Annotated in this window: 24 protein-coding genes; all 24 read right to left on the reverse strand. The window is 41.5% G+C overall.

Annotated elements, in window-relative coordinates; translation table 11 throughout:
- Window positions 1-153: 153 nt before the first annotated feature.
- Window positions 154-1,503 carry an MATE family efflux transporter gene (locus B5Y67_RS05825; RefSeq protein WP_088225588.1) on the reverse strand — a complete coding sequence of 450 codons (1,350 nt, stop codon included), beginning with the start codon at window positions 1,501-1,503 and terminating at the stop codon, window positions 154-156.
- A gap of 150 nt (window positions 1,504-1,653) precedes the next feature.
- A complete protein-coding gene (locus B5Y67_RS05830) occupies window positions 1,654-4,734 on the reverse strand; it encodes an efflux RND transporter permease subunit (RefSeq protein WP_088225589.1) in 3,081 nt (1,026 codons plus the stop codon).
- A gap of 15 nt (window positions 4,735-4,749) precedes the next feature.
- Window positions 4,750-5,934, reverse strand: coding sequence for an efflux RND transporter periplasmic adaptor subunit (locus tag B5Y67_RS05835; RefSeq protein ID WP_088225590.1), 1,185 nt, complete (start codon window positions 5,932-5,934; stop codon window positions 4,750-4,752).
- 411 nt (window positions 5,935-6,345) lie between these two features.
- Window positions 6,346-7,389 (reverse strand): HAMP domain-containing sensor histidine kinase, encoded by a 1,044-nt coding sequence (locus tag B5Y67_RS05840; protein ID WP_088225591.1) that lies wholly within the window; start codon window positions 7,387-7,389, stop codon window positions 6,346-6,348.
- Window positions 7,386-8,060 carry a response regulator transcription factor gene (locus tag B5Y67_RS05845; RefSeq protein ID WP_088225592.1) on the reverse strand — a complete coding sequence of 225 codons (675 nt, stop codon included), beginning with the start codon at window positions 8,058-8,060 and terminating at the stop codon, window positions 7,386-7,388. Before B5Y67_RS05845 ends, B5Y67_RS05840 begins: the two co-directional genes overlap by 4 nt.
- Before the next feature lie 265 nt (window positions 8,061-8,325).
- On the reverse strand, window positions 8,326-9,882 hold the full coding sequence (locus tag B5Y67_RS05850; protein ID WP_088225593.1) for a recombinase family protein: 1,557 nt from the start codon (window positions 9,880-9,882) through the stop codon (window positions 8,326-8,328).
- Between the two features lie 13 nt (window positions 9,883-9,895).
- The gene (locus B5Y67_RS05855) at window positions 9,896-11,515 is read right to left on the reverse strand and encodes a recombinase family protein (RefSeq protein WP_088225594.1); all 1,620 of its coding nucleotides are present in this window, start codon (window positions 11,513-11,515) and stop codon (window positions 9,896-9,898) included.
- 452 nt (window positions 11,516-11,967) lie between these two features.
- Window positions 11,968-12,294 (reverse strand): hypothetical protein, encoded by a 327-nt coding sequence (locus B5Y67_RS05860; RefSeq protein ID WP_088225595.1) that lies wholly within the window; start codon window positions 12,292-12,294, stop codon window positions 11,968-11,970.
- Between the two features lie 156 nt (window positions 12,295-12,450).
- The gene (locus tag B5Y67_RS05865; protein WP_170932611.1) at window positions 12,451-12,699 is read right to left on the reverse strand and encodes a hypothetical protein; all 249 of its coding nucleotides are present in this window, start codon (window positions 12,697-12,699) and stop codon (window positions 12,451-12,453) included.
- Between the two features lie 450 nt (window positions 12,700-13,149).
- Window positions 13,150-13,365 (reverse strand): helix-turn-helix transcriptional regulator, encoded by a 216-nt coding sequence (locus B5Y67_RS05870; protein WP_088225597.1) that lies wholly within the window; start codon window positions 13,363-13,365, stop codon window positions 13,150-13,152.
- A 2-nt stretch (window positions 13,366-13,367) separates the two neighbouring features.
- Complete coding sequence (locus B5Y67_RS05875) at window positions 13,368-13,757, reverse strand: hypothetical protein (RefSeq protein ID WP_088225598.1); 390 nt, start codon at window positions 13,755-13,757, stop codon at window positions 13,368-13,370.
- 188 nt (window positions 13,758-13,945) lie between these two features.
- The gene (locus tag B5Y67_RS05880; protein WP_088225599.1) at window positions 13,946-14,353 is read right to left on the reverse strand and encodes a hypothetical protein; all 408 of its coding nucleotides are present in this window, start codon (window positions 14,351-14,353) and stop codon (window positions 13,946-13,948) included.
- 17 nt (window positions 14,354-14,370) lie between these two features.
- Complete coding sequence (locus tag B5Y67_RS05885) at window positions 14,371-15,150, reverse strand: peptidoglycan recognition family protein (RefSeq protein ID WP_088225600.1); 780 nt, start codon at window positions 15,148-15,150, stop codon at window positions 14,371-14,373.
- 141 nt (window positions 15,151-15,291) lie between these two features.
- The gene (locus B5Y67_RS05890) at window positions 15,292-15,777 is read right to left on the reverse strand and encodes a hypothetical protein (RefSeq protein WP_088225601.1); all 486 of its coding nucleotides are present in this window, start codon (window positions 15,775-15,777) and stop codon (window positions 15,292-15,294) included.
- Complete coding sequence (locus B5Y67_RS05895; protein WP_088225602.1) at window positions 15,755-16,075, reverse strand: hypothetical protein; 321 nt, start codon at window positions 16,073-16,075, stop codon at window positions 15,755-15,757. The genes B5Y67_RS05890 and B5Y67_RS05895 overlap by 23 nt, the downstream gene beginning before the upstream one ends.
- A gap of 184 nt (window positions 16,076-16,259) precedes the next feature.
- Window positions 16,260-16,505: a hypothetical protein gene (locus B5Y67_RS05900; RefSeq protein ID WP_088225603.1), complete on the reverse strand. Its 246-nt coding sequence runs from the start codon at window positions 16,503-16,505 to the stop codon at window positions 16,260-16,262.
- 68 nt (window positions 16,506-16,573) lie between these two features.
- On the reverse strand, window positions 16,574-17,137 hold the full coding sequence (locus B5Y67_RS05905) for a hypothetical protein (RefSeq protein ID WP_088225604.1): 564 nt from the start codon (window positions 17,135-17,137) through the stop codon (window positions 16,574-16,576).
- Window positions 17,050-17,607 (reverse strand): hypothetical protein, encoded by a 558-nt coding sequence (locus tag B5Y67_RS05910; RefSeq protein WP_088225605.1) that lies wholly within the window; start codon window positions 17,605-17,607, stop codon window positions 17,050-17,052. Before B5Y67_RS05910 ends, B5Y67_RS05905 begins: the two co-directional genes overlap by 88 nt.
- 12 nt (window positions 17,608-17,619) lie before the next feature.
- Complete coding sequence (locus tag B5Y67_RS05915) at window positions 17,620-18,264, reverse strand: hypothetical protein (RefSeq protein ID WP_088225606.1); 645 nt, start codon at window positions 18,262-18,264, stop codon at window positions 17,620-17,622.
- A gap of 3 nt (window positions 18,265-18,267) precedes the next feature.
- Window positions 18,268-18,672 carry a hypothetical protein gene (locus tag B5Y67_RS05920; RefSeq protein ID WP_140419056.1) on the reverse strand — a complete coding sequence of 135 codons (405 nt, stop codon included), beginning with the start codon at window positions 18,670-18,672 and terminating at the stop codon, window positions 18,268-18,270.
- Window positions 18,644-19,084, reverse strand: coding sequence for an HNH endonuclease (locus B5Y67_RS05925; RefSeq protein ID WP_088225608.1), 441 nt, complete (start codon window positions 19,082-19,084; stop codon window positions 18,644-18,646). The genes B5Y67_RS05920 and B5Y67_RS05925 overlap by 29 nt, the downstream gene beginning before the upstream one ends.
- A 285-nt stretch (window positions 19,085-19,369) precedes the next feature.
- Entirely contained in the window at window positions 19,370-19,795 is a 426-nt protein-coding gene (locus B5Y67_RS05935) for a hypothetical protein (protein ID WP_170932605.1), read from the reverse strand.
- Window positions 19,788-21,611: a hypothetical protein gene (locus B5Y67_RS05940; RefSeq protein ID WP_088225611.1), complete on the reverse strand. Its 1,824-nt coding sequence runs from the start codon at window positions 21,609-21,611 to the stop codon at window positions 19,788-19,790. The genes B5Y67_RS05935 and B5Y67_RS05940 overlap by 8 nt, the downstream gene beginning before the upstream one ends.
- Window positions 21,605-21,967, reverse strand: coding sequence for a DUF6711 family protein (locus tag B5Y67_RS05945; RefSeq protein ID WP_088225612.1), 363 nt, complete (start codon window positions 21,965-21,967; stop codon window positions 21,605-21,607). The genes B5Y67_RS05940 and B5Y67_RS05945 overlap by 7 nt, the downstream gene beginning before the upstream one ends.
- Window positions 21,968-21,969: the final 2 nt, after the last annotated feature.

The raw sequence follows: 21,969 nt of genomic DNA on the forward strand, positions 1-21,969 counted from the left end.
AGAAAACACATTGAAACAATATAAAGAGTTCAAGTCCCCTTGCCTCGACTGTCTAATGACTCAATAATTGATATAAATTAACAATGCACCTCCGCCTTATAGGGAGTGCATTGTTTGAACTGAGGGTACAGGATAACTAACTTGATTTACTGACTAGCATTGTTTGCTTTTATCTAGGACTATCAGCTCTTTGAATAACCAGCTTCCGGTAAGAATAAACGCTGTAAAATCAGCAAATGGTCCAGCAATGATCACGCCATGAAGATTTAAAAATAAGGGAAGAATTAAGACGGCGGGAATAAAGATTATGAATTGCCTGGAAAGGCTTAACAAAGCCGCAGGTCTTGGTCGTCCCACAGACATAAAATAGTTGGAACCTACAACTTGAAATCCGAGCACAGGGAGCATGATTAAAAATACGCGCATTGCGTATACTGTAAAATTAATTAGCCGAGCGTCATTACTATTAAAAAGGCTCACGATTTCTTGAGGGAAGATTTCAACAAGAATGAAGCCTAGAATGCATATAAAGCTAGCGCCTAAAATGGCCAGTTTTAGAGCTTCTTTTACCCGGTCCAGTTTTTTCGCCCCATAATTATATCCGATTACCGGTTGAGCGCCTTGGTTTATTCCGAACAACGGCATGAGTACCAAAGCTTGTATGCTCGTTACAATACCCATTCCGGAAATAGCCATATCCCCCCCATAATACAATAAGCTTTTATTGAGAATTACATTCACTAAACTCGTGGCCATTTCCATGGCAAATTGCGCGGAACCAAGGGCAACAATCCTGCTTACAACTTTTATATTGGGCAAAAGGTATTTTTTATGAATTTTTAATGAACTCTTTCCGAAAAAGAAGTAGTGGAGAACCCAGACGCCGGATAAGCCTTGCGCTATAACGGTGGCCAGAGCCGAACCTCTAATGCCCATCTTAAAGCCGAAAATCAAGATTGGGCAAAGAATAGCGTTTAAAATCGCACCCATTAGCATAGTCATCATGGCTACCTTGGGATTGCCTTCGCCCCGAATAAAATTATTCAAACCAAACCCTAAACTTTGCAGAACTGTGCCGTATAAAATTATTTGAAAGTAGGCTTTCGCATAAGGGAGTACTTCATTGCTTGAACCAAATAATTTAAGCAACGGATCCAAGAAGATCAGCCCTAAGACCGTAATTATCACTGAAATAATGATAAGCAAGCTAAACGCATTTCCCAGGATATGTTCCGCCTCATCTTTTTTGCCCTCACCAAGTTTTATCGATACCAGAGAGTTTGCTCCGATACTAGTAAGTAATACAAATGCTATCATCACAAGTTGTAAGGGAAAGCAAATTGTAATTCCGGCAATACCTAAGGCACCTGCACTGTTTCCGACGAAAATTCTATCGATAACGTTATATAAGGACATAACCATCATCCCCACAATTGCAGGAATGGAAAACTTCAGTAAAAGGCTGATAATCTCTTTTTCTCCTAGTTGTTGTGAATGTTCCATATTCTCTTTGCCTCCTTCCAGCAAATATCTTTATTTCAGGCACTTCGCTAATAAACATACTTTTAGATAAAAAGCCCAATAGGAAGAAAAAACGCAAATTATTGAGCTTTCCCCCACGGGCTTTCATTTCCATTATATTTACTATGTGCCTTAATTACTTAATAAATCTTCAGTAACTGCAACCGACCTTTTCTTCCTCATAAATTTACCTTTTAAATCGTCCAACAGAGTATACACCACTGGCACTACGACAAGTGTTAAAAAGGTTGAGGTAATTAAGCCACCAATGATTGTGTAAGCCATAGGTGCGCGAGACTCCGATCCCGTTCCTGTCGAGATGGCGGTAGGAAGCATACCAAAAATCATTGCCAAAGTTGTCATAATGATCGGTCGTAACCGCGTTGTCCCAGCCTGAAGTATTGCCTCGTTCCGTTCTGTTCCCGCCGCCCGACTTTGTTTTGTAAAGTCAATGAGCAAAATAGCATTCTTTGTAACCAAGCCCATCAGCATAATCACCCCAATAAAAGCCATCATGCTTAGGTTGCTGTGGGAAAGGTATAATCCCAGAATTGCTCCAATAATCGCAAAGGGTAACGAAAATAAGATGGCAAATGGGTCCATAAAACTTTCGAATTGGGCGGCTAAAATCAGGAAGATGAATAAGATCCCCATTAACAAGGCTGTAACTAAGCCGGAAAGACTCTCCGCCATCATTTCTTGAGAACCAGCGGCAGATTGGCTTACCCCAACCGGCATTTTTACTTTGCTGTTCAAGGCGTTGTTAAACTGAGTATTAAATGTTCCCGTGGAAACTCCGACGAGATTTGCAGACAACTCAATTTCTCTTTCCTTATCGTAGCGATTAATCGTCGTCGATCCAGTGCTAAAAACTGTTTTTGTCACCTGATCAAGAGGAACCAGTCCGTTCGTCCCTTGTACATAAATATCTTTTAGGTTGTCTAAGTCCTTTCTTTGATTGTCCTGCAGCAAGACCTTGACATTATACCGATCTTTTTGTGTTTCATAATGAGTTGCAACCGTTCCGTTAAATAGTGTTTGTAAGGTATTGGCAACATCAGAGGGACTAACACCCAAATCCGCTGCTCGATCACGATCGACGTCAATTTTTGCTTCCGGCTTTCCCGCTTGATAATCCATACTGACATCAACTGCACCCGGTGTCTCTTTTAAAATTTTTTCCGCTTTTTGAGAATAGGCTAAAAGCTGGTTAAAGTCATTTCCTTTAAAATGCAGCTGGACATCCTTACCCGACATAACACTCGACCCTGCGGTAATCGATAAGCTAATTCCGGGGATTTTGTTCAATTCCGTACGGATCTGATTTCCAATAGAGCTTAAACTTTCATTTGTTTTGCGGTGGTTTTTATCCGGAAATTTTGCTGTTATATCAATTTTACTTGAAGTCACCGTAGTATACAGGTACTGAAGTTCAGAATTCTTGTTAAGAATTGCTTCCATTTCCTTATAAGTCTTGTCTGCTCCGTCCAGGGTTGTGCCTCCGTCGAGATCCGCTTCAATCGTGACTTTCCCATTGTCAGTTGACTCCATTAAACTCATTCCTAACCCAGAAAGAAGAGTCAGACTGGCGAAGAACAAGGCGAAAGCAATAATAATAGTTTTTCCCCGGTGACGCAGGGCTACCTTAAGTATCCGTGAATATACTCCGGCCAGTTTTTCAAAGGATTCGTTGAACCATAATAAAAACCGCCCCAGCGGTCCTGGCTTCTTATTTTGGGGGGCACCTTCGTTAAGATACTTTGAAGATAGCATTGGCACTAAAGTAAAGGAGACAAATAAGGAAACCAATACACTGGCTGCAACGGTAAGTCCAAACTGCTTAAAGTAGGCGCCAATCATCCCCGTAACCAGTGAAATCGGAAGAAAAACGGAAACAATGGTAAACGTAGTCGCCATAACTGCAAGCCCAATCTCGCTTGTCCCGTCCTTAGCGGCTTGAATTGGAGATTTTCCCATCTTTAGATGACGGACTATATTTTCTATCACCACAATAGCATCGTCAATCAATAGTCCAACCGCCAAGGAAAGTCCCATCAAAGACATGGTGTTCAGAGAGAAATTCATGATTCGCATCGCCGCAAAGGTCGTAATAATTGATGTTGGCAAGGCTACGGCACTAATCGCCGTGCTTCCCCAGTTCCGAAGAAAGAGGAAAACAACAATAATCGCTAGGGCACAGCCCTCAATGATCGTCTTCTTAACTTCATTGACCGAATCCTGAATCGTCAGGGAGTTATCATCCACTATTTCTATTTTTACGCCTTTAGGCACGGACCCTTGAAGTTTAGATATTTCCTTTTTTAAATCGCTGGCAACCTGGGTCGTATTTTCACCCGATTGTTTGACTATGTCGATACCGATTGCTTCAGCACCCTTGTAATAAGATAAGCTGTCCCTATCTTCGATACCGTCTTCAACTTGAGCAATATCACCAATTCGTATTTCTGTCCCGTTGCGGTTGGCCACTAATACATTCCGGAAATCATCAACTTCCTTTATTGGGCTGGTGGTCCTTAAAGTGACTTCCTTGTCCCCGTTGGATAGACTCCCGGTCGACATATCCACATTATCTTTTCCCAGGCTTGCCGTGACTTGGGAAGCTGTCAGATTCAGAGCAGTCATCTTTTGATTATCGAGTTTGATATGGATTTCCCGTGTTTGGGTTCCGTAGGATGTGATCGAGCCAACGCCGTTAACCGTATTCAATTGTTTGGTGATATCATCGACAATCTGAGACAAATCTCTGTTGGGCAAGGGACCAGTCACGACCAGTGATAGTATCGGTTGTGAATTCATATCAAATTTTTGTATGACAGGTTCGTCAATATCTTGCGGCAAACTGCCCCGGATACCGCTGATCTTATCTTTGACATCCTGAGCCGCCACATCAATAGACTTACCTGAGTTAAACTCTATCGTGGTCTGGGATCGGCCTTCATTAATGGTGGAAGTAATATGTTTAACACCGGAAATCTGTCCGACAGCTTCTTCAACTTTTTTTGTAACGTTCGATTCCAATTGTTCTGCGGAAACTCCCGACTCGGTAATGGAAATACTCACCATAGGAATATCTGTCTGAGGATACTGATCAATAGGTAATCCCAAATAACTAACAGCCCCCACTGCAAGCAGGGCTATAATAACTACAACGGCGAACACAGGCCTTTTAATGCTGAGGTTAGCTAAAAACATAAGTCAAAACCCTCCCTATTTAGAAACTACTGCAACCGCATCGCCATCCTGCAGTGTATTGACATTGGTGGTAATTACGCTGTCCCCATCATTTAAGCCATTTTTGATCTCTACTAATCCATTGGCAATTTGGCCGATACTTACGATGTGTTCCCGGGCGGTCCCTTTGTCATTGACAAAAACCGAATAATCCCCTGCCGATCCAATCAAAGCATCAGTAGGTACAGCCAACATTTCTTTCTTCTGCCCACCGACTATAGTTACAGTACCATACATTCCAGGTTTTAGAGACTGATCCTGATTGCTAAGTTCGATTTTACATTCAAAAACCCGTGAAGTCGTATCCGCAGATAATTCTATCCTTTTAACAACTCCATCATATTCTTTGCTATTGTCCTCTCCAACCATGACTTTTACGGTCTGGCCAACTTTAACAGAGCTCAAATCGTTTTGGGGGACAGCAATAACAGCATAGATCGGGGATATGTCTTTCACCTTTCCAAAAGTTGAACCAATGTTGGCATATTGACCTAAATCCACATTTTTTTCATCCATCACCCCGGAAATGGGGGCGGTGATCGTTGTATTAGCCAGCGATTCTTGGAGATTCGTCAACTCAATCTGGGCCGTATTAATTGTGGCCTTTGTTGACTCTAAATCATACTGAGCATTTTTAAGCTTCGTGTCAGCTGACTCTAGATCAGTCTTGGAAGCCGCACCTTGATCATAAAGAGCCTTAGTTCGATCATACGAACGCTGTGCATCATCTAAAGTCAGCTGATTTTTTTCCAGAGTTATTTGGGAACTGGTTAAAGTACTTTGTGAAGTGGCAATATTATTTTTAATATCTTGATCGTCCAGTTTTACTAAGGGAGTTCCTTGGGTTACATGGTCACCATTCTTAAACATGACTTGAACGACTTTGCCACTGACTTTGTTACTCACAATTCCCTCTTGTGAAGCTTGTAGGGAAACTTTGTATGTAAGCGTTATATCTTTTTCGGTCTTTTTTACCTGATATACTTTAACAGAAACTTTAGTGGCTGTGGGAGTGGACACTGTCATACTGTTAGGTTTCTTTCCTTTAGAAATTGTGAATCCAATAATTAAAGCGAGTATAATAACAATTACTGGAATTACTTTTCTTTTACTTATTTTTGTTATTTTAGCTATCCTTGATTGTTTGAGTCTTATGAACATCTTAATCATCCCCCTAGTCTCTCTTCATATTTGTTACCGAATAACAACCCCTTCAAAATCCCCTTATCCTTAGGTACATTTTTAGAATCCTCCTTTTATTATTTATCCAGTTTTTAAGACCCCCACTTCTTGTAAGTGGGGGTGGGTCCTTCGTTAACTTCAGGTGGGGTAGAGTCCCCATCTGAAGCCCCGATGTTCAGCTTTAGCTGAACGAGCTCACTGCTCCCTCCGAAGAATGTTGTGGATTCCGTCTACTTCAAGACCTTTAGATATTCTAGGAACCCCCAAGCCCGAAAGATAGTCTTGCGAACCCCTTCACATACGTGTATTATGATACGGCATAAATCTAAACCGAATCTAAACAAAAAGAACCGCCGTGAAAAATCACGATGGCTCATGCTTGTTAATTCTCTATTCTTTTGGTAGCAGAATGGTAAAGGTCGTTTCCTCCGGTGAGCTTATTACGGATATACTGCCCTTGTGAAGTTCTATGATGCGCTTTACTATAGAAAGTCCAATGCCAGTCCCTTCTGAGGAGTGAGATGTATCGCCCTGATAGAATTTACTGAAAATCCGTTTTCTATCCTCTTCACAAATTTCGGTTCCATTATTTTTGATTGAAACGGCAAGCACCTCTAATGACTTTGTGATCGAGATACCTATTTCACCAGCTATAGGAGAAAACTTCACGGCGTTATCAATGAGATTGATCCAAACCTGTTTGAGCATCTCCTCATTGGCATCAATTTCATATTCGTCAAAATCAACAGTAATGGTCAAACTTTTTTGCGACCATTTCTTTTCAAGCAACAGGACGCAGTTCCGTATTTGTTCTGAGAGGTTGAAGCGAGTGACATCTGTAAGTATGCTTTGATTTTCAATCTTTGTGAGGTCGAGAACATTGGTAGCCATATCGGCAAGACGGTTAGATTCATTCACAATAATATCGAGATATTCACGTTGCAGCTCGTCAGTGAAATTTTCTTTCTTAAGTAACTTCGCAAATCCACGGATGGAAACGATTGGCGTTTTAAACTCATGGGAAAAGTTGTTGACAAAATCCGAGCGAAGCATCTCTGTATTCTGAAGTTCGCTAGCCATGGTGTTGAAGCTTTCCGAAACTTCGCGTGCTATTGAAAAGTTTCCCAAGTCAATCATTGCTCCGTAGTCACCGCTCGCCAACCGGTTCATCGCGTTTATTAAGACGTTAACCGGCTTTAAAGGAATGCGGCTTATAACGGCTGCGACAACAGTACCTACCAGTATACTCACAATGGCAAGCATGACTACGAGAAACATCACGTTAGGTGAGTCATTTTTCTTGAGAACGCCTACTTGAATCAATGAAAATACCACGGTTCCGACGATAAGATTCGTAATGGCAAGAATGACGAAAACCACTATGGAAAATATAATTCTTAGAGCAACATGCGGTGGAACTTTCGGTTCTCTCATATCTTTTTCACTGCCCTATAACCCAGCCCTCTCACGGACTCTATTTCAAATTCAGGCCATCCGTCAAAGCGTTTTCGCAGCCGCCCGATATGAACAGTAACCGTTTCCCAACCGGTGTCGCTTTCAGCACCCCATATCTCATCCATAAGTTGGATGCGAGTAAAAATTTTTCTAGGATAAGACAGCAGTATATAGAGAAGCTGGAACTCCTTCTGTGGAAGCATCTGCGTCTCTCCATCTCTTGTAACAATTAGAGAATCATAATCCAACGTGACTCTGCCAATCACAATTTTTCGTTCATTCGCAATCTTAGCGCGACGCAAAAGTGCTTTAATGCGCAACAGCATTTCTTCCTCATCTACAGGCTTGGTCATGAAATCATCCGTTCCCGCAAGAAAGCCCAGCTTCCGGTCAACCGGAAGCTGCTTAGCTGATACCATTAAAATTGGGAGCTCGTTATGAACACTGCGGAGTGTCTTTGTAAACTCATAGCCGTCTTTTTTGGGCATCATGATGTCCAGTACCACAAGGTCAATGTGCTCTGTACCTATGACCTCAAAGGCTTCTTCACCATTTGCGGCAGTAAATACAGTATAGCGTTCTGCTTCCAATACGGCGCGCATCAGTCGCCGAGTATTTTTATCGTCATCTACGACGAGAATGTGGAACATGAGTCATCACCTCACAATAGAGAATATACCACTAATGTAAACTAAATCTAAACACAACTGGGATGGTTACCTGTTTTTTTAATTCATTTTACCATGTAAATAGAAAGTTTTCTATTTAATAGCAAGTAGCTTCTCGATCCCCCTATGGCGAGCGAACATTACCGGCAAGTAAGGCAGTTAGAACACACCTTACTTTTTGTTCCACAAAAAATACCTATAAGTACAGTCCATGACCTTGACGTTGGAAATGATAATTTATCACATGTCACATTAACAAGACCTTCCTCACCTCCAACCCAAGCTTAAACACAAATACTACCTCGACCATCGACAACACCTTAACCTTCTCAATCAACCTCCTAAACAAATCACCATCAAACTTACCCAGCAGCGTACACTGCGCTGCCAGATACGCTTTGAACTCATCCAACTTACTATCTCTCCAAGCCTTTTCATTCTCAGCAGTTTTTACCTCACCCCTACGTCCCCGCAAAATTTCAATTTCGTTTACCACTCTTGAATATTCATCATTATTGGCCCCCAAACTTCTTACCACACTCATCAACTCTTGCTGGAGTTCTTCCAATTTGGTATCAACGTCCTCAGTCCCACCTACACAATTACCAGTTTCCTCAATCAAAAAAGCTTCCTTACCGCTAATGAGTTTGTTCATTACCCGTACGAAAGCTTTCTCTAAATCCTTCTCTCTAATTGATTTCATGCCGCATGATTCCACTCCATTAATTTCCCGGTTAATACATCGCCACACGTACTTTCTGTTTTTGCCACTCCCCCAAGCTTGTCGTCTAAACTTCGAACCACAATTTTGGCAGAACAGCTTCCCCGAAAAAGCGTATTCACTAGTAAAAGAACTTTTCCCAGTCTTGGAATATCCCCGCATATTTGCCCGCCTCTCAAACTCAGCCTGCACCGCTGCGAACTCTTCTTTAGAAACAATAGCCTCGTGACTATCCTCAACATAATACTGAGCTGCATGCCCAGTATTTTTCACTCTTTTCTTAGTCAAAAAATCAACCGTATATGTTTTCTGCAACAAAGCATCCCCCATATACTTCACATTTTTCAGTATTCCAATAACCGTGCTGTCATACCACTTCGAACCTCCTGACCCTGTGATAATCCCATCTCTTTGTAAATCGCTTGCTATTTTATAGGGACTTTTTCCATCAAGAAACTCCCGATAAATCAGGCGAACTACCTCAGCTTCTTCCGGCACAATAATCAACTGGCCCTGTTCATCCTTGGTATAACCAAGGAATTTATTATGGTTGACCAAGACCTTACCTTCTTGAAATCTGTAACTTATACCCATCTTAGTTATCTGAGACAAATTGGAACTCTCTTCTTGGGCCAGGCTTCCGAGCAAAGTAATCAAGAACTCTCCCTTACTATCGAGCGTGTTCACATTTTCTTTTTCAAAATAAATAGCCACCCCCTTCTCCTTCAGTTGACGTACATATTTCAAAGTATCGAGCGTATTCCTAGCAAATCTGCTAATCGATTTTGTAATAACCATATCAATCTTACTTGCCATACACTCATCAATCATGCGGTTGAACTCAACCCGTTTTTTAGTGTTCGTTCCGCTTATACCTTCGTCCGCAAAGATTCCACAAAATTCCCAGGCTGGATTGTTCTGAATATATGATGTATAATGTTCGACCTGCGCCTGATAACTTGATAGTTGCTCTTCATTATCTGTGGAAACCCTTGCGTAAGCACAAACTCTAAGCTTTGCGGTAGCCTCTAAACCTTTTAACTCTTGCATTGGTTTTGCCGGAATCACTGTTACTGTTGCCATTATAAAAACCCCCTTAGAAAATATCATGGCCTCGCTTCAAGGTGTAAGTTTCCTCGAAAGCAGGGCCATTTTTTAAGTGAAATATTAATTTGGTTCGTTCCTTGACTACTATTTTTTCGACTATATTTCGGTACAAGTCATCGCTGAATTCTATGAGATTGCCATCCTGTGCCTCAAGTACGGCTTCGAGTTCCAATGTTCTAGCCAATCGTGTGTCTCGCTCATTGATTTCAGCCATCCAATCAGATCGTTCTGTCTGAAGCTGGGTCAACTTTTTAACCAGTTCCTCATGTTCAGCTTTCACCAAATTATGGTCAGCATAACCCTTTTCCTCAATCAAAAAAAGCGCTCGTTCTTGTCTGACGAGTTTCTCAATTTCCTCATCCAACTTCGCGATGCGCTCATTATCTAACTCAGTTAACTTTTCCTTCTCCAATCTTGACTTATAATCCTCCAGCAGCTTGGCCCGATCATTATAAAGGCGGTTATACACTTTCACAAACAAACCTTTAATTGTCTCTTCCTTAATTCTCCCTACCCCACAACAATTTTTTCTCCCTATTATATAGGTGCGACAAATCCAGCAAACCGACTCAGCCACCGTCCCGCAATTGTCTATATGTCTTTTAAACGTATTTTCACAGTTACCACAGATAATGGTTCCTGTTAAAGCATATCGATTTGTGTATCTCTTTCGGTTACCCTGAATATTGCCTTTCGATTTAGCCCTCTCCGTCATTAATTCCTGGACTTTCTCAAAATCCTCACGGCTAATAATAGCGGGATGGCTATCCTTCACATAGTACATTGGGACTTCGCCGTAATTTTTTTTCCTATTATATAGGGCTGTTGTAATAGTTTTTTGAAGTCGTGCATCCCCGACATACTTCTCGTTCTTCAGGATATCTCGGATGCTTGATTCGGCCCATTTAATCTTTCCAGAGATATTTATGACTTCATCAACTTCAAGACCTTTTGCAATTCTAAAAGCCCCCAGGCCAGAAAGATAGTCTTTGAATATTCTTCTCACTATGGCTGCTTGTTCTTCGTTGATTATTAGATTTCCATTTTGGTCCTTATCATAACCCAAGAATCGTTTCGTCGTTACTGAAAACTTACCTTTCTTAAAACGCCGTTGATTACTCCAATGCATGTTTTGAGAAATTGAGGCAAGTTCTTCTTCGGCGACTGAGCTTAGGATGGAAAGTAAAAGTTCGCTTTCGGAGGTTAAAGTATTTATTTGTTCTTTCTCAAATTGGACTGCTATTCCAAGAAGCTTAAGTTTACGGACGGTTTCCAAACAATCTTGAGTATTCCTAGCGAAACGGCTTATGGACTTAGTAATAATAAGGTCAAACTTCTTATTATCAGCATCTTGAACCATCCTCATAAACTCTGGTCGTTTTGCTGCGTCCTTGCCGGATAGGGCATTATCGCTATAGACGCCTGCAAGGATCCATGCTGGATTGCTATTTATATAAGAAGTGTAATGCTGGACTTGGGCTGAAAAACTTTCCTGCTGTTCGACTTGGTTCGTAGATACCCTGACGTAAGCACAAACTCTAAGTTTCTTATATTGTTCATGGAAAACAGGAGTTTTCTCAATAGTACGTATCTTTTTTATGCTGCTCAACTCCCTTCACTTGCAAGGCTTGTGGGAACATATTGATGGTAAAAAAATATCCTACAACCAGTGGTTGTAGGACATGATAGCTCTTGTATAGGGTGGATTGCAAGTTGAATTTGAAACAGTTTCGTTAGATGGTCTTTAGCAAAAAACTATTGTTACGCATAATCGGTCTGTTGTGGATCATATTCACAAAACGCTATTTATGCGGATTTGAGATTTTTACAAGACAAGCTAATTTCTTGCTTTTTAGAGAAATCGCGAGCATAATTAACTTGATAGATAATTTTTCTTGTGAATTCTTATTAATGCGATATTTCTTATGCTCTTCTACATGTTTCAGCACTACACCTAATATCGTGTTATCACCAAACATAATTTGGTTTAAAAGTAAAGACAACCCATAGGGTACCTTTACTTTTTATTCTTGTTAGCCAATTATTATATACACATTGAATCTAGAATAAATCAAATATATTAAACTTTATTAAACCAGCAATTAATGAACCAATCGAATTAACAAAATTATGACTGCCTTCAAATGTGGCCAGAATAAATGTAAAAAAATCTATTACTGGTATTCTATCTAATTTTATATAATATTTAAAAATATAAACCGCTAGGAGTATATAAACTATACTTTTAAATGCGCAGAACCACCATTCTTTAATATCTAATTCAAAGTCTTTAAAAATCAAATAAATCGTAAAGATTATAGTAAAAAGCACCGCAATTTCAGCAAATGTCTTCAATACACTAACCGGCAAAAAAAGGTAATTGCTCATTCATATCCCCTTCTATTTAATATTTTTAAATTAATTCTACAAAATGAGTAATATTCCTCTTTAGAATCATTTATCTCATATTTGATTCGCTAAGTTACTTCTACGCATTATTGCGGATTAGGCATACTTCCAAATCCTGCATGTAAACTTTAGGTTCTAAATCTTATACAAAAACCACTTGCAGGTATTTAGCTCATACTTCAATTGAAATTGTCTCATTAGCCCATGAATCTCACTCTGACAATCATAAATCCTCATTCGGTTTCCGGCAATCTTCTCTTCAGATATTCTTTTAATCATTTCAACCTTCACAACATTGCCATCATGTCGAAAGCGAATCGGACGCGGTGTGCCGGGGATATCAAACCATGCAATCATTTCGATCGGAGCCATAACGACTTTCATGTTAACCACACTTCGCCCAATCACCCGTTATACACTCAGTACATCCCCCAATATGTATGAGTTTGTTCCGACACACTGGGCATTGATCATGGGCAATTAACCACTCTTCACAGGGTTTCATGCAATAGGATTTCCTATTACACTCAGCACAGGCATTTCTCATTTTTATCGCCTCTTAGTACATATATTTGGTTTTTTACCGAACTTGTGTTCTTATTATATCCGTTCTCAGTTTTACTATCAATATCTCCTTCATAAAATTACACCAACCCTCATCGACAAAATTGATGAGGGTTGATTGGTTATAGAATGGATTTATTAAGAGTTTTGTCCGGTGGTTCATTTTGGTGCAGAATCTCAATGCTATTCTCACTGGCTAAAAATATTCTACGCACGGTGGTTTGAAAGGGTGTAGGACATGATAGCTCTCACATTGGGCAAGTAACAAAATTAGTTGATATCTATATCAACAAATTGAAATAATTCTTCAACCGAAGTCTCGAATACCTTGGCTATATCCATAGCCATTTTTAATGAAGGATTATATTTACCATTTTCCAAATGAACAATCGTTTCCCGTCGAACTCCTATTAACTGAGCAAGTTCTTCTTGTTTCATATTATACCTTGCTCTATATTCTTTAATTCTTGTTCTTAACTTTGGCATGTTTAGTTTCCTCGTATATCGAAAAATAAAAATAGGATTGAATTCAAGATATACATACCAACAAAAATAAGGACTAATTCTATCATTGAAATTGTAACTGAGGTTCTATAGTATAAACCATATGACATGACCAGCCCCACCGCACTTAATATGATAACATAAGTGACATTGGCCGCTTTTAGTTGATTAGACCTTGTCATTTCATCATTAAGTTCAAATTTCTTACGACGGGTATAGATAAACGAAGATAAAAAAATTACTATGTCAATGATACTTACTGTTTTAGCCAAGATATCAGGTTTTCCTCGCATGACAATAAATCCGCTGATGAGTATTATTAGAGTAGGAATTATTGTTTTGACGATGACCCTTTTACGCAAACTAGTTTTCATTTGTATTTTCACCCTTTCTCGGTGTGATAAATTCATAACTTTATGTTATAAATTTATCACACTAGGGTTTCCTTGTAAACATTTTTATCCTAGATAGTTAAATAAAGCACTGGAAATAATCTTGATATAGCTTCAACAAATCAGGCAGGATTTACTTATTAAATAATATTGAATAAGCTCTTAATTTATTATGCAACCTCCGTCGAAGTATTAGTAGCTGGCTCTACAGGAACCGTTTCCGGTTTGCTATCCGTTTTAGTCACTGTCACCGGGCTTTGAATTTGCAACCCATTAAACAGTTGCCCTGCTTTGGTCACAATATCAGCCAAGAACTTCACACTAATTGTGGCGGCAATAGTAAAAAATAACGTCCCAAGTTCAGCGTTCACATTGGAAAAGACAGCTAACACCAGAAGACCGCCAATATAAGGAACCAAGCTAGTTTCAACGAATTGAGGCAGTTTACTGAAACTAAAATTACTGTTTCTAAGTGAAAGCAACACTCCAAAAATGAAATCTGCCAGTATAAAGCCAAGAACTGTCTCTAATGTGACTAAGACTTTTGCGGCCATTAATGATTGGATAAAGTTTAACACTAAAATTCCCCCTTATTTTATTGTCCCAAATACTTAGCAACCGCAGCAGCGGTCGCATATTTGTCTTTACCAGATAACAGTACTTCGTTCGGATGCCCGGCGCTTGGCCCACCAACAACTATTAACTGTTTGGCACTCTTAGCCTCAGCCGGAACAGACTGATTAGCTGATCTTATAAATAAGGCACAGTTACCATTTTTAGCAGCAACATCAGCCCCGGCCCAGTAATCATCCTTGGTGAATAATAAAACTGCAACGTTTAGCACACTATCTTCCTCCCCCATCAAGTTATATTGGGCCGTAACATCAGCAACCACATTGGCCCATGTTTTCCCGTGGCTAGCTAGATATTCGATCGGGTCAGTATGATTACTCTCATGCCACTTGGCGGAAACTTGAGCATGAGACATCAAAGTTATCCCATCAACAACAGAAAGCTTCCTATTATATAGGAGCTTTGCTAGCAACCAGGTGTACATGGCGTAAGCCTTATTGAATTTGGTCGGATCTGTCGTTTGGCATAACTCTACTTGGACATAACCCAAATGGTTGGCAGTATGTCCTGCACCATAACAGATATAATTGGTATCTGCGACTTGTTCGATTTTTTGGTCATCTACAAAAAAATGGGCGAAAGCGTTTTGCCAAGTGGTTAACTCATAGTTACGTTCTCCATCTACAGAATCTCCATTATTGGCTGTTGAGTGTGCAATAACTCCAACATAGTTTCCAACGCCGCCGACATATGGCTCTTTAGGCAGTCCTGGGATAAGGTTTTGTTCAATTGTGTAGCTCATTAGCCCTCCTATTGCTAAGTACCATTGTCCTTATTTCGAATACATCATTTTCCTTACGCAAAAAAAGCCACCCGTAATCCGGGAGACTTAACGTTGAGTTATCTCGTGCCTTATCTGTTGATTTTCTTCTTAATCCAACGTTTATAAATCCGTGATTTTCTTTACCACGTTCTCCACAGACTCACCGTCTTGCGGAACAGGATCTTCTCCTTGCTTGGCCAGTTTCTGAATCAGCCATACTGGGAAGGTTATTTCATGAATTCCGTTGGCAGCACCATCTTTAGAACCACCCGTATGGTGTTCCTGACAGAGTACCAACATATTTCGAACATCATCGACGGTTGTTATGGGCAGGTTCCTAAGAAGCCGCCCATAACCATAGGGATCCCATTCTTCACAAAACACCTTGAGCTTTTCAAAATCTGTCACGTTTTCTAAGCTCCACTCAGCTCCAAAATGGTGGACCTGCAGATTTTCTGTGGTTCCACATATCCAACATTTATAATGGCCATCGGCTTTCAATCGTTCCTTACTTCGCCGAAATTCTGCCGATTCTTTCCTCTCTGCGTGGGAAGGATCAATGACAATTTCCGTGAGCGTCCGCTTAATCACATGGGCTTCTAACATCTCGTCGTTCCCCTTTTTCAAGATAGTCAATACGCTTGTGAGCTAACTTAGTTCCTTCCTCAACCCGTGCAAGGCGTTCAGACAGAGTATGAAAGTTCTTGTTGGTCTCCTTCTGCTCCATTAACAAATCGTCAGTCCTTCTCATGATATATTTAATGTCTGATTTGATGCTTCCTTTTTCTTGACCATCCAGGGTGGATTCCTTCTTAACCCCTCTCGCATAACCTAAATAGCCAAAAATCAGGGCACTAATCGCCTCTGCAGCAACAACTATGGGTATCGTCGTCGATAGATCCAATCAAGACTCCTCCTCTTTGAAATTTACGAACCAACTTTCCTGAGAAGTTTGAAGAGCTCAGATGGACCATCTTAGGATCCTTATTTAAGCTTCTCAGTACAATCGATCAAAAGTTATATCCTCGACTGTACCAAGGATCATCGTTTAATTTAGAATATGCAGACAAGCCTTCTTCGGTGATTTTTTAACGGGTCACCAAATAAACAATTAGTCCTGTAACAATCGTCATGAGTCCTGAAATCGCCAGAGCCACAATCCACGTTGGTCGTCCTCGGGCAGCCTGCAAAACTTGATCCAACTTAGCCTCAAGGCGGTCGAACTTTTTTCCTACATCAATCTCCAGGGAATTAAGTCTTACTTCTGCAGCTTCATTCTTCGTTTCTAGGACTGCGACTCGGGTCTTGAGATCGGCTACTTCTTGCTCAGACATAGAATCAACCCCTTTCAGAGATATAAAAATAAACGCCCGGTTGAAGGCGTTAATCCAACAATATCATTCTAAAGGCTTCCAACTTTCCGGAGTAACTTTGAATTGGCCAAATCCCCTGGGCTCGGGAACTTAATTCCTGGACAAAGATCAATTCCCGCCTCCCTATAGGCATCTGACCAGAGTGTTGAACAAATCCGCACATTCTTTCCTTCCCTATAAGGTAAGATCCTATGGATCTCATAGCGGAAAAATTCCCAGGCAAGCAGGACGTAATCATAGTGACCGCCGACTTTATTCATGGCAGCCTTGAGAATAGCTTGACGTTGTTGATTGGTTAGGCTATCACAAATGTAAACATCTGAAGTTCCTATATAAGCGGAAAGGCCAATGAATCCAATCGTTTGGAATCCATTGGCCTCTATAAGTTGACTCTCTCCAACATAACCTGCGGTGTGCGAATACGGACTCTGTTCCACATCCTCAATGGCCTTGCTGATTAAACCTGTCCCGCGCACCAGGATTAAATCTGCTGACTTTAGTTCACTTACCACGTTATAGCACTCACTGCTTCTATGGTCGTGGCTGCCTGAACTGCGGCGATCCTTGTCCGCAGGTTCGTGATTTGTGCCCATTTATAGCTATAGAAATCCTGGCACAACTGTTTAAACTGATCCGCTGTCGTAAAGGAAACCGAACTTCCATCCAAAGCAGCCCACTGAATCGGGTAGACGGCAATTCCTGCATTCACACTGTTGAGCTCATCACTCATATTCTGTTGGTCACTCGGGAGGCCATTGACAGGATCAGGAGAGCAACCATACTTGATTTGTGATCCATTCGCCGCTGAGACAAATCCTTTAAGAAATCCTTGAGTAAATGCCAAATTGAGTTCATCCCTCTTAGCCTCTTGTGCTTGAGCTAGCGTTTGAATTGGGTTTGGTGGGCTAAAAGTATCTGTGGATGAATCATAATCCCAACCTTCCTGCGGTTGCGGTGATAGGTTTGTGATATCTTTTATGACTATGTCAGGTGCAAACATCGGTACTGCATCAGCATCAAAGACCCACCATGCTCTACCTTTATAAATTTGTGCTAACTTCATTGCTGAATCCTCCTATGCGTACCAAACAATTTTCATATATCCAGCTCCACCGCTACCACCATTTGCAGAACCGCCTGTACCTCCTGATCCTCCTGCACCAATGGTGATATTGTAGACCGTGCCCGAAGTTACATTGATAGGGTGGTCTTTTACCCAATCTGCACCGCCTCCTCCACAAGCACTTCCTGTTGACCCTCCACTCTGACCGGAAGCACCAGAACCTCCTGCGCCAAGTTTCCCGTTATTTCCTGCTGTAGGATATGCCCCTACTTGACCTGCTCTCGAAGTCTGTGGGCCTAAACTTGCTCCACCTGAACCACCAAACTCTGGTGAATACCCAGTGCCTGAGTTGTGAAATCCCGTCTCACCATTTTGGCCGTTCCCTGCTCCGGCCCCTGCTCCAACGCTTTGCCCGCCACTATTCCCGCCAGAACCACCGACTAAAGACAGGAGTACATCAAATGATGTGGTGCCTCCCGCTGAACCAGGAAGGTTAGAATAACTGTAGGCGCAACCACCACCGCCTCCACCTCCACAAGCTGTAATAAATACTTGATTCACGCCACTTGGGCATGTCCATGTCCCGTTTGAAGTAAACACTTGAGCATGTCTTACTTTGGCTCTATTGAGAATTGCATTATAAACAACAGCATCCATCCCTTAAACGACCACCGTTCCGTTTAAACTTCCATCAGCATTAAAGTAATACGTCAAGGTCACGGTTTCACTCGTATTTAAGGTTCTCGTTTCGGTGATTTGACCGGAGGTATAACTAAAAGTATCCGTCCTTACAGTGGTACTCCCTGCCTTGTGAAAAATTTGGGTAATTTGACCATTGGTGAAGGAAGGCGTTTGAGTTGTCCCCTGGATGGCATCACTATACAATTGAGTGCTTAAATAAATACCTTCTTCCATATTATTCATTCGGGCCGCCGTCACCGGAGTACCGGCTTGAGTTGGGTTATCGTACAGGGTTAGTGTCACATTTCCTGGTACACTACCGGTTGCTGAAAACTGGCCGGGATTCTGGGAAATCCTATCTTGCCACAAGCTTGGGCTGTACAAATTTAACCGCCTCCTGTACTTTGTTCAAATACGCATATTCCCCGAAATAAAAAAGAGCCTTTTCATTATAGGCTCTTGCAGCTTCTTCCTCTGAATTGAAACATCCAATGTGCTTATGCTTTTGGTTTACTTTTATACTGGCTATCCATTTCCTAGTACTTTCACGATAAAATACACCCTTGTATCTACTCGTTTTTCTCCTTTTCTGTATTTGCTGGTTAGCAGCATTTTCCCTTTGAGTAACAATTCTCAAATTCTCTTTCCGGTTATCAGCCGGATAATGGTTTATATGGTCAATAACCTTGTGTTGAGGATTTCTTGCTATTAATCTATGGAGTTTTAGAGCTTCATAATTTCTTTCAGTTCTAACATATCCCTTTCTATCCATATACCAGGTATAGCCTTTTACCAAATCATAATCTTCTTTATCAAAATAAACTTTTGTCCCTTTCTTGTTATCCCAACCATATGCCCATCTGGATGATCATAAAAGACATTTTTCGAACATTTTCCACATGATCTTGACTTACCTGTCGTGAGGTATTTCCTCGGGATGACTGATGTTCTACCACATTCACATAAGCATTCCCAATACGAGAGGCCATATTTGTCATTATGGCTAAATCTTACAACTGTCCACTTACCAAATATTTGAGCGGATAAATCTTTTTTATAACCCAAATTAATCACCGCTTTCTCAGTTATTCCAGACCAAACCGCAAATATTTAGGCTTTGCCCGCAAACCTGGTATTCCTGAAGGATGCCGTTGATCATGTTATAAAGTGCTAGTTCATTCCCTTCCATCCGATTGGTATCCTGGTAAGAAAAACTCTGGTCATAACTCCAGGTTGTTTTCGGGTCAACCCATCCCGTAGGGGCTACGGCATAACAGTTATATAGGGCTAAAATATTGCCTTCAATTCTGTTGAGAGAATCGTAAAAGTCCAGGTAACTCCCATCACTTCGATTGGTGATTGTTGTTAAGGATACATTAAAGCCACACGTTTGTAAGAGTACGGCAAGTTCGGCTGTATCTCCTTCAATGCGGTTAAAATCGGTAGTGTTGAAGTAATTTTGGGTCGTCCAAGTGGTAATTGGTTGTTGCCAGGCCAGATCATCCACTTCCTTTCCCATTCATTGTTGCTGAGAGAGTCCCAGAGAAACGAAATTCCTGCCGAATAAGTTTTGCTTGTTTCACTCCGTTAGAATACTGACTGTCCCAAAACAGACAGTCTCCGCATTCCATGGAGGGATCTCCCCAACCCTCTACTTCATAGAGGTAAGTGTTCTGACATTCCGCAGCATACCAGTTCAGGATGTTGGCCGCCATCGCCGCATCCGTCACCAACGGATTGTCCAAATCCACTGTATTCACAGGCTGAGTTCCGGCAGTGTTTAACACAGATTGGACAGAGGTGCTGGTAATGATCTCTCCTGTGATGGTTATGGTCGCGTTTCCAGAACCACTCACTGTTAAGAAGGCTGCATTCGTATAATAATTAGCAGAAACCAGCGTCCCGCCGGATACAGTTGCCGAGCATGTGGAAGCGCTGGCCGGTGTCGTGTACGTTACCCAAAGGCTCGTTTGCCCATTCACCGGTATGGTACTGGAATAGATGGTACTGGCACTTCCAGCAACACTACTCGTATAAATGTTCAGGGTGAAATAATTATATGGGTCTTGAATTCCAATCTTGGGGTAGGTCTCTTGCATATTGAGAGTGAGTTCTGCAGTATAGGGCATCGGGTTTAAAGGCTGCATACTCACCGACTGCTTAATGTGCAGAGTATTATACCTGTCTATATACATGACAGACATTCCCGCCTGGGCAATATACATCAAAGCATTATGGTGAGTCATGGACGGGAGAACTCCGTTGGTGCTAATAGTTTGTAAGGCTGAATCGATAGTGTAATTAACCGTTAATCCGGCTTGGGACTGGAAATCCTGAATGACTGACACCGCCAGGTTATACAGTGTTATCGGGCTGCCGGAATAAGTGTACTTGTAATAGGTCGTCCCATCCATAAGATCAAGTAAATCGCGGGCATACAGCGTGGATGATAAATAATTACTATCATTTCTCCAATTATAGAGATAAAACGTACCCATCGGCACGGTTTCCGAGGTTCCATCCCCATAAAGCAAGGTGAGTGATGGGATGAACTGCTGTTTCTTCTGGAGAAAACCTTCGTATAAATTAAAGTAGTTCAGGTTGTTGGCGATGCTGGCATGGGCTTCTTTGGGAGGAGCGCTGTTTCCGAGTGGATCAAGTTCCTCCAGGATACTAAGCTCGAAGATATTCTGCCCTGTCCAAGTGAATAACTCACCAAACAGGACTTCCGACAAGTGAACCCGACGACTTGGTTTATTCGTGCTATAAAAAGTTACGACAACTTTAACAATATTGGTCAGCTGTTGTTCCCAGACATAAGACGCTGAATTTAGGCTGACATTGTACGTCGTTTGGGTGTTGTTACTATCTGTACTAACGATCTGAAGTGAAGTGCAGTAATCCCCCGTCAGTGACGAAAAGACAAAAGTTAATCCTAAACTCGTAAAGGGCGCGGATTGATTCAGCGTTAATGTAGGATAGGGAGGAGCAAAATTCCCGTTCGCATCAGAAATCGCCGCACTCCACCAACCTATTTCATCACTGGTGACATTGTCCGTGGGCTTAGGTGGCGTGAAAAAACTGCCATCCAAGAGTAAATAATTTTGTTCCTCGCTCATATAGTTTCGGGTCTGATTATAACCATCCGTAACCTGGGCCACTCCGCCAACCGGTCCGATAGAATTCGCAGACGGTGTGCAGTTTCCCTGGGCCGCCGGATCAACCATGCAAACTGCACTGTGGCCGTGATCGTGCGGGGAAATGTACTGATGCTGTTGAGAAATTTCTGAGATACACCTAGCATAAGCTTTACCACCTAACATTCTATCAGCTGGCACTTAATGGTATTGAAGGTTACAGTACCATAAGTATCAATTTTCACATCATCATACGACAAGTCTCCGGCATAAAAATTCCCGGTGTAACTGCCACCGGGTAAGCCTGGATCAAGAACCGTCAGGGTGAATTGCGGAGTACTTGATTTGATGAGGGAAATGAGACTGGATAATTGTGCTGCCGTCATCGTCCCCCACTGAACATCGTATTTCCGTTTGTTGGCGATATACTGCATATTCATGGTTCCCGCTGCGTTTCTTTTAGAATCCCCAATCATATAGAGATTGTTGGTAATTTTTTGCGGTTCAGGTAAGTCCGTACCATTAACGATTAAAGTTGCCATAG

The organism is Desulfosporosinus sp. FKB (assembly GCF_002196705.1).
Classification (GTDB): Bacteria; Bacillota; Desulfitobacteriia; order Desulfitobacteriales; family Desulfitobacteriaceae; genus Desulfosporosinus.